Annotated in this window: 12 protein-coding genes; 9 read left to right on the top strand and 3 right to left on the bottom strand. The window is 64.3% G+C overall.

Going from position 1 to position 11,753, the window contains the following annotated elements; all coding sequences use genetic code 11:
• Entirely contained in the window at nt 1–1,035 is a 1,035-nt protein-coding gene (gene secF, locus AT984_RS00165) for a protein translocase subunit SecF (RefSeq protein ID WP_058718384.1), read from the top strand.
• A gap of 45 nt (nt 1,036–1,080) precedes the next feature.
• A complete protein-coding gene (locus AT984_RS00170; RefSeq protein ID WP_058718385.1) occupies nt 1,081–3,465 on the top strand; it encodes a DUF1631 family protein in 2,385 nt (794 codons plus the stop codon).
• Nucleotides 3,466–3,554: 89 nt separating this feature from the next.
• Here the strand turns inward: AT984_RS00170 and AT984_RS00175 are convergent, their stop codons facing one another.
• The 3 genes from AT984_RS00175 to AT984_RS00185 are packed head-to-tail and all read right to left on the bottom strand — an operon-like array spanning nt 3,555 to nt 6,416.
• A complete protein-coding gene (locus AT984_RS00175) occupies nt 3,555–4,007 on the bottom strand; it encodes a DUF494 family protein (protein WP_058718386.1) in 453 nt (150 codons plus the stop codon).
• A gap of 52 nt (nt 4,008–4,059) precedes the next feature.
• The gene (gene dprA / locus AT984_RS00180; RefSeq protein WP_058718387.1) at nt 4,060–5,178 is read right to left on the bottom strand and encodes a DNA-processing protein DprA; all 1,119 of its coding nucleotides are present in this window, start codon (nt 5,176–5,178) and stop codon (nt 4,060–4,062) included.
• Between the two features lie 47 nt (nt 5,179–5,225).
• Nucleotides 5,226–6,416 (bottom strand): LysM peptidoglycan-binding domain-containing protein, encoded by a 1,191-nt coding sequence (locus AT984_RS00185; protein ID WP_058718388.1) that lies wholly within the window; start codon nt 6,414–6,416, stop codon nt 5,226–5,228.
• 277 nt (nt 6,417–6,693) lie between these two features.
• On the opposite strand from AT984_RS00185, the gene def reads away from it, so the two are divergent.
• From def to AT984_RS00220, 7 genes are all read left to right on the top strand, one after another.
• A complete protein-coding gene (gene def / locus AT984_RS00190) occupies nt 6,694–7,212 on the top strand; it encodes a peptide deformylase (RefSeq protein WP_058718389.1) in 519 nt (172 codons plus the stop codon).
• A gap of 20 nt (nt 7,213–7,232) precedes the next feature.
• Nucleotides 7,233–8,210 carry a methionyl-tRNA formyltransferase gene (fmt, locus tag AT984_RS00195; protein WP_058721961.1) on the top strand — a complete coding sequence of 326 codons (978 nt, stop codon included), beginning with the start codon at nt 7,233–7,235 and terminating at the stop codon, nt 8,208–8,210.
• Nucleotides 8,211–8,320: 110 nt separating this feature from the next.
• The gene (htpX, locus tag AT984_RS00200; protein WP_058721962.1) at nt 8,321–9,166 is read left to right on the top strand and encodes a zinc metalloprotease HtpX; all 846 of its coding nucleotides are present in this window, start codon (nt 8,321–8,323) and stop codon (nt 9,164–9,166) included.
• A gap of 76 nt (nt 9,167–9,242) precedes the next feature.
• Nucleotides 9,243–9,656: a hypothetical protein gene (locus AT984_RS00205; protein WP_058718390.1), complete on the top strand. Its 414-nt coding sequence runs from the start codon at nt 9,243–9,245 to the stop codon at nt 9,654–9,656.
• 242 nt (nt 9,657–9,898) lie between these two features.
• The gene (locus tag AT984_RS00210; RefSeq protein ID WP_197418206.1) at nt 9,899–10,603 is read left to right on the top strand and encodes a head GIN domain-containing protein; all 705 of its coding nucleotides are present in this window, start codon (nt 9,899–9,901) and stop codon (nt 10,601–10,603) included.
• Nucleotides 10,604–10,677: 74 nt separating this feature from the next.
• Nucleotides 10,678–11,412 carry an AzlC family ABC transporter permease gene (locus AT984_RS00215; protein WP_058718392.1) on the top strand — a complete coding sequence of 245 codons (735 nt, stop codon included), beginning with the start codon at nt 10,678–10,680 and terminating at the stop codon, nt 11,410–11,412.
• Nucleotides 11,412–11,744 carry an AzlD domain-containing protein gene (locus tag AT984_RS00220; RefSeq protein ID WP_058718393.1) on the top strand — a complete coding sequence of 111 codons (333 nt, stop codon included), beginning with the start codon at nt 11,412–11,414 and terminating at the stop codon, nt 11,742–11,744. The genes AT984_RS00215 and AT984_RS00220 overlap by 1 nt, the downstream gene beginning before the upstream one ends.
• Nucleotides 11,745–11,753 lie beyond the last annotated feature (9 nt).

Below are 11,753 nucleotides of genomic sequence, written 5' to 3' on the forward strand. Positions count from 1 at the left end.
ATGGAACTCTTCCGTATCAAGCGCGACCTGCCCTTGATGAAGCATGCGTTGATCTTCAACGTCATCTCCTTCATCACCTTCGCGGCCGCCGTTTTCTTTCTGGTCACCAAAGGCCTGAACTTCTCCATCGAATTCAAGGGCGGTTCGGTCATCGAGGTCGAGTATGCGCAAGCGGCCGATCTTGAAAAGACCCGCCATGTGGTCGAAGGCCTGGGCTTTGGCGAGGTGCAGGTCACCAACTTCGGCAGCTCACATGACGTGATGATGCGTCTGCCCCTGCGCGCCGACATCAAGCAGACCGAACAGGTCGGCCTGGTGTTCAGCGAACTGTGCAAGGCCGAGTCCGGCAGCATCAGCCAGCGCCAGATGGTCAGCGACAAGGGTGAGGCCATCAGCAAGCAGGTCTGCACCACGGCCGCCAATGCCGAACCCATCAAGCTGATGCGCAGCGAGGTGGTGGGCCCGGCCGTTGGTGAAGAACTGGCGCGCGACGCGGCCAAGGCGCTGGGCGTCACCGTCATCGGCATCATGATCTACCTGGCCTTCCGCTTCGAGTGGAAGTTCGCGGTCGCCGGCATCATCGCCAACTTGCACGACGTGGTCATCATCCTGGGCTTCTTCGCCTTCTTCCAGTGGGAGTTTTCGCTCTCCGTGCTGGCGGCGGTGTTGGCCGTGCTGGGCTACTCGGTGAACGAGTCGGTGGTGATTTTTGACCGGGTGCGCGAGGGCTTCCGCAAGTTCCGCAAGTTCAGCACCCACGAGGTGATTGACCACGCCATCACCAGCACCATGAGCCGCACCATCATCACCCACGGCAGCACGCAGTTGATGGTGCTCTCGATGCTGATCTTCGGCGGCCCGACCCTGCACTACTTCGCCATCGCACTGACCATCGGCATCTTGTTCGGTATTTACTCCTCGGTGTTCGTGGCCGCGGCCATCGCCATGTGGCTGGGCGTTAAGCGCGAAGACCTGATCCAAGCCCCGGTGAACCGTGAAGATCCGGACGACCCAAACGCCGGCGCGGTGGTGTAGTAGAGTCAGTCGGAACCCCGCATTTGATCGCTTAATCAACCATCCATGACTGTCGCCGCCCGCAACAAGGCTATGGCAATTCAGGCGCGGCGCATCTATGTCGAAGCGCTGTTGCGCGGCATGGCTACGCTGAGCCAGGCCATCAGCGATGCGGCCGCCCAGCTGTTGACGCAGACCGGCGTTCCGGTACTCATGCATGCACGCCGTGAAGGCGTCGAGGCTTGGCAGCGTTGCAGCCCGGCGTGGCTGAGCAGCGTGCTCAGCGGCTTGCGCCACGCCGCTGTTTACGGCGTTCAGGAAGACGGCAGGCCGCCCGAGCCGGCGCTGGCGGGGATCACCCCGTCCAAGCTGGCCCTGGTGGACGATGACACCATCGAGCGCGAGATCACCGCCTCGCGCTTGGCACTGGCCATGATGGACCGCGCCAGCTGGGAATTCACCGATCTGCGTACCCGCATTCAGATGCTGGAGCAGCACGAAGACTTGGCGCCGCAAGACCTGCTGCGCGCCAATGTGCTGGCCAAGCTGGTGCTGGACGCCTGGGGCCGCAGCGGCATGGGCGTGTCGGAATGGCAGATGCTGCGCCTGCAATTGCACGAAGAATTCGCGATTCTGCTGGCCGAGGCCTACCACGAGGTCAACCACTGGTTGGTCAAACAGGCGGTGATGCCCGAGGTGGATCTGCGGCCCTTTATCCGCCGCAGCCTCAACACCGGGCCGATCGCGTCAGCTGACTGGGGGGGCGCTGCCGCTCCGCGTGGCGGGGCTATCCGCGCAGGCTCGGGCTTGCCTGAGGCAGGCACGGCGCCGGGCCCGATCACGGTGCAAAGTCCCGCCAGCAGCCAGGCCGAGGAAGTCTTGCGACTCTTGCAACGCATTGTCGGCAGCCAGGTGCCGGCTTTTGCCGCCACGGCCAAGCAAGGCGGCCCGGCCTCGGTGAGCCCAGCGCCGCAGGCCTTATCCAGCCAAGCGCCGCAGCGCCTGAGCGCCGCTATCCAGCAAGCGCAGCAGGCCATGCGGGAGAGCGACCCCAGCTTGGACATGAATCTTTCCACCGATGTGCTGAGCCTGCCCGATCAGGCGCCGCAGCGGCTGGAGCAATGGCAGCAGCGCCATCAAAGCGTCAAGACGGCGCTCAAGCAAGCTGCGGACACGCCGGCCGAACGCGCTACCATCGAGCTGGTGGCCATGATGTTCCAGAGCATCTTGATGGAAGACCATATCCCGGCCACGGTGCGGGTCTGGTTTGCGCGCCTGCAAATGCCGGTGCTGCGGGTAGCCGTCAGCGAGCCCGACTTCTTTGCCACCACCGACCACCCCGCGCGCCAGCTGATCGACCGCATGGGCGCTTGCGTGATGGGCTTCAACACCAGCGTCAACCATGCCGCCGGGAGCGGCGCCTTCGCCAATGCGGGCGGCGACCCGCTGGAGCGCGAGATCAAGCGAGTGGTGCAGGTGGTGGAGGCTTATCCGGACACCGGCCGACGCGTCTTCCAGACGGTGCTGACCGAGTTCGAGAAGTTCCTCGACAACTATTTCGAGAACGAAAACCAGAACACCCGCCGCGGCGTTTCGCTGGCCCAGCAGGTGGAACAGCGCGAGACGCTGGCCATCCAGTACACCATCGAGCTGCGCAAGATGCTCGCCGAGGTGCCGGTGCAGGACGGTGTGCGCGAGTTCTTGTTTCAGATATGGGCCGATGTGCTGGCCGTCACCGCGGTACGCAGCGGCGCTCAGTCGGACAGCATCAAGCAAATGAAGCGCGCCGCGGCCGACCTGATTTGGTCCGCCAGCGCCAAGGTCACGCGTGAGGAACGGGCCGAGGTGATCCGCCGCCTGCCGCCGCTGCTCAAAACCCTGCGCGACGGCATGCTGGATGTTGGCCTGCCGGTGGACAAGCAAGATGAACAGATCCGCCACCTCAATAACGCCCTGGCCGCGGCCTTCACCGCCAAGACCGCCGCGATTCCGCGTGAGCGCCTGGATGAGTTGATGGACCAGCTGGAAACGCTGGAAGCTCTGCTGCCCGAGGTGGGCGAAGAGGGCATGGACGAGGAACAAATCAACCAGTCGCTGGTGCGCGACTTGTCCGGCCATGAATCAGAAGGCCTGGAAGTGGTGGCCGAGGGCGGCAGTGCCCCCACTGCCACCATGCTGGCCTGGGCGCGTGAGTTGCAGGTGGGCGGCTGGTACATGCTGGACTACCGCAACCGCAATGAAGCGGTGCAACTGGCCTGGCGCGGCAACCGTCGCCAGATGGCCTTGTTTGTGACCACCCATGGCCGTTGCGTGCTGTTCTCGATCAGCCGCATGGCAGCCTTCTTGCAGGCGGGCCTCTTGCTGCCGGCGCAGGACGAAGCCTTGACGGTCAAGGCTACGCGCAATGCGCTGGCCAAGCTGGATGGGGATCCGGGGCGTTTGCTGAATTAGGGGTTTGGGCGGCAAGCCTGCTGAAGCCTTCAGCGGAGCCTGCGGCGGAGTGAACTGCGACGCGGATCAGCCGCAGCGCTAGCGCGTGCTCAGTGGATCAGCCGGTCCTCGGGCGCCACGAACAACTCGTCCAGAATCAGCGCATCGGGTTCTTCGCCCAGGCTCCAGAACACCATCAATACGATGATCTTGAGGTCTTCCAGGTCCATGGGGCCGCCGGAGATGGCCATGGCGCGGTCGATGACCATTTCGCGCATGGGCGGCGGCAGCACACCGGCCGCTTCGAGAAAACTGATGAAGCCGATGGAGGGCTCGCCCAGATGGTCTTGCTCGGCGACCGAGTAGACGCGCAGGCTCAGCGGGCCTTGTGTGCCCTGGTAAGACGTAGCGCCGGCGGCCAATCCGTCCAGCCAAGTCAGCGCTTCCTGAATCTCATCACGCTCGAAACCTACGGCCGACAACTTGCGCGTCAGCTGTGCATGATCCGGGCATGCATCTGGGCGCCAATAGGTTTCGTAGAGGTAGACGAGCACGTCGAGCATGGGCAGCACTATAACTGAGTGGGGCGGAGGCCAGGCTTTCGCCCCACCGCGCTCAGGCCTTGGCGCGCCTTTGAAACAGCTGGCCGGGCAGGCGCTCGACATGACCGTCGAGTTCCAAGTCCAGCAAATAGGCGCTCAGCTCATGGGCCGGCCAGCCGCCGCGCGCCATCAGGCTGTCCAGCGAGACTGGATCGAAACCCATCTGAGCCAGCACCTTGGCTGGCGCGCCGGCCGGAAGGGCCCCGGCATCGCCTGACGTTGGCAAATGAGAGCAGGCTGCGGTCGTGGTGGCCAGCGGCGGCAATTCCTCCAGCACATCCTGCGCCGTTTCCACCAGCTTGGCGCCCTGGCGGATCAGCGCGTGGCAGCCCTTGCTGAGTGGCGAATGGATGGAGCCGGGGATGGCGAAGACCTCGCGCCCGGCCTCGCTGGCCAGTCGGGCCGTGATCAGCGAGCCCGAGCGCAGAGCAGCCTCCACCACCAGGCAGCCCAGGCTCAGGCCCGCAATGATGCGGTTGCGGCGCGGGAAATTGGGCGGCAGGGCGGGTGTGCCCAGTGAGTATTCGCTGATCAATAGGCCGTGCTGCAGCATCTCGGCGGCCAGTTCGCGGTGCCGGCTGGGGTAGATCTGATCCAGCCCGGTACCCAGCACGCCGATGCTGCTGGCCGCGCCGCCCAAGCCGCCGCGATGGGCGGCCGCATCAATGCCCAGGGCCAAGCCGGAGATGATGGTCAGGCCGGCTTGGCTGAGTGCCTGGGCGAACTGCTCGGCGTTGTCGCGCCCCTGCGGGGTGGGGCTGCGGCTGCCGACGATGGCCAGGCCGGGGCAGGCCAAAAGCTCGCGGCGCCCGGCCAGGTACAGCAGCAAGGGCGGGTCGGCCGTGGCCAGCAGGGCGGCGGGGTAGTCGGGGTCGCCCAGCGTCAGCAGGCTGTGCGCGGGGTTGGCTTCTAGCCAGGCCCAGGTCTTGTCCAGCAAATCCGGCCACAGCGGTGGTAACTCGCTCAAGGCCAGGCGCTGTTTGGGTGTCAAAAGCTCCCGCTGTGCCGGTGCCGGCAAGTCAAGCGCGGCTTGTGGCGAGCCTGCGGCAGCCAGCAGGCGCCGCGCGGCTTCCAGCCCCAGGCCCGGGGTTTCCAGCAGCCGCAGCCAGGCGCTTAGTTCGCTGCGGTCCATGCTGAGCCTGGGTGCGCCAGAGTGGGGCTGGGCTGGCTGCTAAGCGATCAAGGCTGGCTGAAGCGGTCGCCAGGCTTGACGGGTTCCTTCACCGAGATGATCAGGGCGTAGGACACACGCGAATAAACCTGGAACACGAACAGCACGCCGTGGCGCTCGTCCGGCAGTTGAATGTCCTGGCGCCTTTCCTGTGTGGTGTCGACCGCCGCGCGGCCCTTTTGCCACAGGGCCAGCACATGGCCGCGTTCCATGCCGTCCTGGCTGCCGCGGTTCAGGGCCACGATCTGGTTCTGGCCGGCGTTGACGCCGTCACCGTAGATCGACACGATGCGGCCGTGCATTTCCTGGGTCGGGGCATGCGGCACATAGCGCTGGAAATTGCGCTGCAAAACCGGGGCCAGGCGATCGCCGACGCCGATCTCCAGACGGGCGGTCTTGATCAGCAGTGTGGACGGCACGATTTCGGTTTTGCCATCGCTATTGGTCTGCTCCGAGCCCTCGCGGATCAGGTCGGCCGTGCCCAGATAGCGGGCTTCGTAACCGAGGATTTCGCCAGTTACGGGGTCCTGCAAGGGGCGGGTGTTGCGGAATACCCGGTAATCATTGGCCTTGCTCAGATCACCGCGCGCATAGGCGGTATGGCCCTTGGCGAGGTTCACATGCCCTTCGGGGGCGGCCACGATGCGCGGCGCGGCGGCCAGGGCGTCGGTGTCAAAGACCACCGCATCGTTGAGGAAGGGCTCAAGCAGATTGAGCGGAATGGCGGCAATGTCGGAGCCATCGTTGGCGGCGCTGCGAATACGCGGTGAGAACTTGACCGTGTCGCCGGCCACGCCGCTGCCGTAGCCGCCGCGCTCTTGCGCCATCTGCAGGCGCGCCATGCCGTCTTGCTTGACGAGCATCAGCGTCTGACCGGGGTAGATCAGGTGCGGGTTATTGATTTGCTCGCGGTTCATGCCCCACAGCTCGGGCCAGCGCCAGGGGCTCTTGAGGAAGAGTTGGGAAATACCCCACAAGGTGTCGCCGGTCTTGACCGTGTAGGTGTCAGGTGCGTCGGGGGTCAGCTCCGACAGCGGCACGCCGCTTTGCGCCACGCGTTCGGCGGTGGCGCGCTGGGCATCGCTGATCGGCAGTTTGGCTGCTTGAGCCTGTGCATGTGCGCCGGCGCAAGTCAGCGACAGGGCCAGCAAGGCCAGGGCCAGAGGGTGGCGGCGTGAGCTGGCAGACCCGGGAAACATATCGCACTGGGGCAGGAACTGGGGCATCAATTTCTCTTTCGCAGCCGTCGCGGCGAGTTGATTGGGATGATCTTGGCGCAACTCGCCGGGGCGGTCTGCGCGGGTAAATGCGTGAGCAAATTGTGGCTGATCGCGGGCGTGATCATGTACTGATCGTATTTCAGCGAAAATCTCGGTCTTGCGCGGCGATTCTGCCCCCAAATATGGCTCGTCGCAAAGAGTCAAGCAAAGGGCTTTCCCCCTCTATCTTGACCGCTCAAACCCTCTGGCTCGCTTCATGGCAATACTGAATATTCTGCGTTACCCCGATCCCCGTCTGCACACGGTGGCCAAACCTGTGGCTCAAGTCGACGAGCGCATCCGTGCCTTGGTCGACGACATGCTGGAGACCATGTACGACGCCGAAGGCGTGGGTCTGGCCGCCACCCAGGTGGATGTGCACGAGCGGCTGCTGGTGATCGACACCTCGAATGAGCGTGACACGCCGCGCGTGCTGATCAACCCCGAGCTGATCAAGACCAGCGCCGAGTTCACCGAAGGCGAGGAAGGCTGCCTGTCAGTGCCCCAGGTCTACGACAAAGTGCCGCGTTATTCGCGCGTCACCGTGCGGGCACTCAATCGCGAAGGCGAGACCTACGAGTTCGAGGCCGAAGGCCTGCTGGCCGTTTGCGTGCAGCACGAGATGGATCATCTGATGGGCAAGGTTTTCGTCGAATACCTCAGCCCGCTCAAGCGCGAGCGCATCAAGACCAAGATGATCAAGAAGACGCGCGAAGAGCAGGCGGTGCGCCGCTGATGAGTGCTTCCCGCCCGGCCATGCGCGTTGTTTTTGCCGGTACGCCGGAGTTTGCCGCCAGCGCCTTGCAGGCCTTGCTGACGGCCGGCTTCGAGGTGACGCTGGTGCTGACCCAGCCCGACCGCCCGGCCGGCCGCGGCATGAAGCTGCAGGCTTCTGCCGTCAAGCAAGTGGCCTTGCAGCATGGCATTGCCGTGGCGCAACCGCGCAGCCTGCGCCTGGACGGCAAGTTTCCTGAGGAAGCCGCTGCGGCCCGTGAGGCTTTGCTGGCGGCCAAGGCCGATGTGATGGTGGTGGCGGCTTATGGCCTGATCCTGCCGCAATGGGTGTTGGATCTGCCCGCTCGTGGCTGCCTCAATATCCATGCCTCCTTGCTGCCGCGCTGGCGCGGTGCGGCGCCCATCCACCGCGCCATCGAGGCCGGGGATGCGCAAACCGGCATCACCATCATGCAGATGGATGCCGGCCTGGACACCGGCGACATGCTCTCGATCGAGCGCCTGGACATCGCCCCCGCCGACACCACTGCCAGCCTGCATGACCGCTTGGCCGTGCTGGGTGGCCGCATGATTGTTGAGGCACTGGAACTTGCCGCTGCGGGCGGCTTGCGCCCCGTGCCGCAGCCCGCCGAGGGCGTGACTTACGCGCACAAGATCGAAAAAGCCGAGGCCCAACTCGATTGGCGCCAAAACGCGGCGCTGTTGGAGCGCCGCTTGCGCGCCTTCGACCCCTTCCCTGGCGGCTTGGCGCATCTGGACGGCGAGGCCATCAAGGTCTGGCGCGCCGAGGTGGCGGAAGGCAGCGGGCCGCAGGGTCAGGTCTTGCGGGTGGACGAAACGGGCATCACCGTCGCTTGCGGCCAGCAGGCTCTGCGCCTGACCGAGTTGCAGCGCGCCGGTGGTAAACGCTTGCCCGCCGCGGCGTTTTTGCAGGCCAAGCCGATTGCCGTGGGCGCCGTGTTTGCCGCTGTTGAAATGCCCGCTGCGGCCGCAACTTGATTTGCCTGGCTTAGCCTCCAAATAGGAGGCGAGTGTTTCTTGCTGATTCAATTGGTTTCATTTGTTTCAGCTAATTAGTTGTTTGGCCGCGACCTCGGAGGGAAATGCACATGTTCAATCTGATGAAGACCGCCATTTTGATGGCCGCCATCACGGCGCTATTCATGGCCATGGGTGCCATGCTGGGCGGGCGCAGCGGCATGATGCTGGCGCTGCTCGTCGCGCTGGGCATGAATTTCTTCAGTTACTGGTTCTCTGACACCATGGTGTTGAAGATGTACCGGGCGCGCGAGGTGGATGCTTCGTCGGCGCCGCAGTTCTATGCCATGGTGGCCGAGCTGGCGCAAAAAGCCCAGCTGCCCATGCCCAAGGTCTATCTGATCGACGAAGACGCGCCCAATGCCTTTGCCACCGGCCGCAACCCCGAGCATGCGGCAGTGGCTGCCACCACGGGCATTTTGCGCACCCTGTCCGAGCGCGAGTTGCGCGGTGTGATGGCGCATGAGCTGGCCCATGTGAAGCACCGCGACATCTTGATCAGCACCATCAGCGCCACCATGGCCGGTGCGATTTCCATGCTGGCCAATTTCGCCATGTTCTTTGGTGGGCGCGACAGCGAAGGCCGCAGCAACCCCATCGCCGGCATTCTGGTGGCGATCCTGGCGCCGATCGCGGCCAGCTTGATCCAGATGTCCATCAGCCGGGCGCGCGAATTTGAGGCTGATCGCGGCGGCGCTGAAATCTCCGGCGACCCGGCCGCACTGGCCTCGGCGCTGGACAAAATCCACCGCATCGCCCAAGGCCTGCCGCTGGAGACCACCGAGCGTCACCCGGAAACGGCGCAGATGATGATCATGAACCCGCTCTCCGGCAAAGGCCTGGCGGGCATGTTCAGCACCCATCCGCCCACCGAAGAGCGCGTGGCCCGCTTGCTGGAAATGGCCCGCGGCCGCTGAGCGCTGCCCAGCATCAAGGGGCTTGAGCGTGAAGCAGCCCGTTCAAGTGTCAGGTCTTGCTGCCGATATCTGCCGCATGAAGCTTTTTTTTCGTCTCACCACCGCGGCCGCTGTTTTGCTGAGCCTGACGGCCTGCGATCAGCTTGGGATTGAAGATCCCGCCAAGGTGCAAGCCGCCAAAGAGGCCGAGGGCAAGGCGCTGGGCAGTGGCTGCCGCCATGCCATGCGCGCCATCGAGGACTGCTACAACCTCAACCCTAAGGCCCACAAGGCCTCGATGTTTGCGGGCTGGCGCGAGATGGACGAGTACATGCGTGAGAACAAGCTGGAAGGCATTGTTCCCGTGGTGCCGCGCCCGGTGTTGGGCAAGCCCAAGCCCAAAGCCGATGATGAGGCGGAAGCCGAAGACAAAGCCGCCTCCAAACCAGACGGCAAGGCGGCTGAGAAACCCGGCGATAAGGCTGCGGCCAAGCCCAAGGCTGCGCACTGAGGGGGCGAGCCGCATCGCACCCCCCGGTCTGAATTGAAAGCGCCGGATTGAATGAGCACCTTGCCTTTCAATCCGGCCTTTTTGCATCTGGCGCCCACAAACCGACGGGCTGTCTTCTTGCGCTACCCGGCCGGTGCCGTGCTCCGGCAAGATGGCGTCATTCCTTGATCGACATCTCTTTCGAAAGCCCCACCATCATGCTGAATCGCCGCTTTTTCGCTGTCGCTGCTTGCAGTTTCCTCATGGCTTCCGGCGCGCACGCCTGGAGCTGGGGTTGGGGTTCGGAGACGGTCAATGGTTCGGGTGAAGTCGTGAGTGAGGTGCGCGAGCTGCCGAGCTTTGATGCCATCTCGCTGGCGGGCGGTTTCCAGGTCATCGTGCGCCAGAACTCCAGTTCGCGGGTCGAGGTGCGTACCGACAAAAACCTGCAGCCGCTGCTGGAAACCCGCATCGTTGATGGCAGCAAGGGCCGCACGCTGGAGATCGCGCCCAAGAAGGGCAGTAGCCTGAACGGCTCGGTGCGGCCGCAAATCATCATCGACATGGCGCAGCTGCGTGCCATCGCGATTGGCGGCTCGGGCAATATCAAGGTCGAGGCGATGAAGACCCCGAGCGTGGACGCCAGCATCGGCGGCTCCGGCGACATCAGCTTCGTGAACATCGAGAGCGAGAGCCTGGCCTTCAACGTGGCCGGCAGCGGCGACATCAAGGCCAGCGGCACGACGCAGGTCCTGCGCTTGTCGGTGGCCGGTTCGGGCGATATTCGGGCCCGCAGCCTGCAGGCCGAAGAGGTCAAGGTCAGCATCGCCGGCAGTGGCAACACCGAGGTGTTCGCCCGCAAGACCCTCAACGTCTCCATCGCTGGCTCTGGCGATGTGGCCTATCTGGGCTCGCCTGAGCTGAAGTTGTCGGTCGCTGGCAACGGCAAAGTCAAGAAGCTGTACTGAGCCCGAGAGAAGACGCCATGTGTCAGCGGGCCGCTCGGCCCGCCAACAGCTCAAGCCCATAGGACAATGCGTCTATGGGCTTTTCTTCCGTTGACACTCCGGCGCCGCTCTGGCGCCACCCCGAATTCAAGCGTGGCGCGCTCGATATGGCCGCCATCACCCTGGGTATTTCAGCCTGGGGCCTGGTCACCGGCGTGGCCATGGTCAAGAGCGGCCTCGGCGTTGGCCTGGCCCTGCTGATGAGTTTTGTGGTTTTTGCCGGCAGCTCGCAATTGGCCGCCTTGCCGCTGATTGCCAGCGGCGCGCCGCTCTGGGTGCTGTGGGCCACGGCGTTTTGCGTCAATTTGCGCTTCGTCATTTTCAGCGCGCAGTGGCGCATGTTTTTTGGCCATTTGCCGCTGGCGCAAAGGCTGCGCATCGGCTACTTCGCGGCCGATCTCAATTACGTGGCTTTTTTGAAGCGCTGGCCCGATGTCAAGCCCGCGCCCGAGCAGCTGCCCTATTACTGGGGCGGCGTCTGCATGAACTGGACCGCCTGGCAAGTGCCTTCGGTGCTGGGCATCTTGCTGGCCGACCGTGTGCCCACGCAATGGGGCTTGGGATTTGCCGGGGTCTTGGCCCTGCTGGGCCTGGCCTATTCGCTGTTGAAGGATCGCAATGCCTGGGTCTCGGCGGGCGTGGCCAGCTGCGCTGCGGTGGCCGCCTACGGCTTGCCCTTGCGCCTGAATATTCTGGTGGCGATTGCCGCCGCCGTGGCCATGGGCTTGCTGATGGAACGCAGCTTCCCGCAAAGAAAGCTGGTGCCTTGATGCTGTCGAACTGGGAAGTGGCTTTGGGCATCGTCGGCATGGGCTTGATCACCTTGCTGACCCGCGCCTTTTTCATGCTGCCAAAAGAAGAGTTGCCTATGCCCGACTGGGCTAAGCAAGGCCTGCGCTACGCGCCGCTGGCCGCGCTGGCGGCCGTGATCGTGCCCGAGATCGTGATGAGCCAGGGCCAGCTGATCGACACCTGGCGCGATGCGCGGCTCTATGCCACCGCCGTGGCCAGCGCCTACTTTTTCTGGCGACGCGACATCCTGGGCACCATCCTCAGCGGCACCGCGGTGATGCTGGCCCTGCGCATTGGCCTGGGCTGGTAGCCCCCCGTT

It is taken from the genome of Paucibacter sp. KCTC 42545 (assembly GCF_001477625.1).
Classification (GTDB): domain Bacteria; phylum Pseudomonadota; class Gammaproteobacteria; order Burkholderiales; family Burkholderiaceae_C; genus Paucibacter_A.

Bases quoted from the DNA above. Each gene is read 5' to 3' on its own strand.
- secF (WP_058718384.1), top strand. From the start codon at position 1: ATGGAACTCTTCCGTATCAAGCGCGACCTGCCCTTGATGAAGCATGCG.
- AT984_RS00170 (WP_058718385.1), top strand. From the start codon at position 1,081: ATGACTGTCGCCGCCCGCAACAAGGCTATGGCAATTCAGGCGCGGCGC.
- AT984_RS00175 (WP_058718386.1), bottom strand. From the start codon at position 4,007: ATGCTCGACGTGCTCGTCTACCTCTACGAAACCTATTGGCGCCCAGAT.
- dprA (WP_058718387.1), bottom strand. From the start codon at position 5,178: ATGGACCGCAGCGAACTAAGCGCCTGGCTGCGGCTGCTGGAAACCCCG.
- AT984_RS00185 (WP_058718388.1), bottom strand. From the start codon at position 6,416: ATGTTTCCCGGGTCTGCCAGCTCACGCCGCCACCCTCTGGCCCTGGCC.
- def (WP_058718389.1), top strand. From the start codon at position 6,694: ATGGCAATACTGAATATTCTGCGTTACCCCGATCCCCGTCTGCACACG.
- fmt (WP_058721961.1), top strand. From the start codon at position 7,233: ATGCGCGTTGTTTTTGCCGGTACGCCGGAGTTTGCCGCCAGCGCCTTG.
- htpX (WP_058721962.1), top strand. From the start codon at position 8,321: ATGTTCAATCTGATGAAGACCGCCATTTTGATGGCCGCCATCACGGCG.
- AT984_RS00205 (WP_058718390.1), top strand. From the start codon at position 9,243: ATGAAGCTTTTTTTTCGTCTCACCACCGCGGCCGCTGTTTTGCTGAGC.
- AT984_RS00210 (WP_197418206.1), top strand. From the start codon at position 9,899: ATGGCTTCCGGCGCGCACGCCTGGAGCTGGGGTTGGGGTTCGGAGACG.
- AT984_RS00215 (WP_058718392.1), top strand. From the start codon at position 10,678: ATGGGCTTTTCTTCCGTTGACACTCCGGCGCCGCTCTGGCGCCACCCC.
- AT984_RS00220 (WP_058718393.1), top strand. From the start codon at position 11,412: ATGCTGTCGAACTGGGAAGTGGCTTTGGGCATCGTCGGCATGGGCTTG.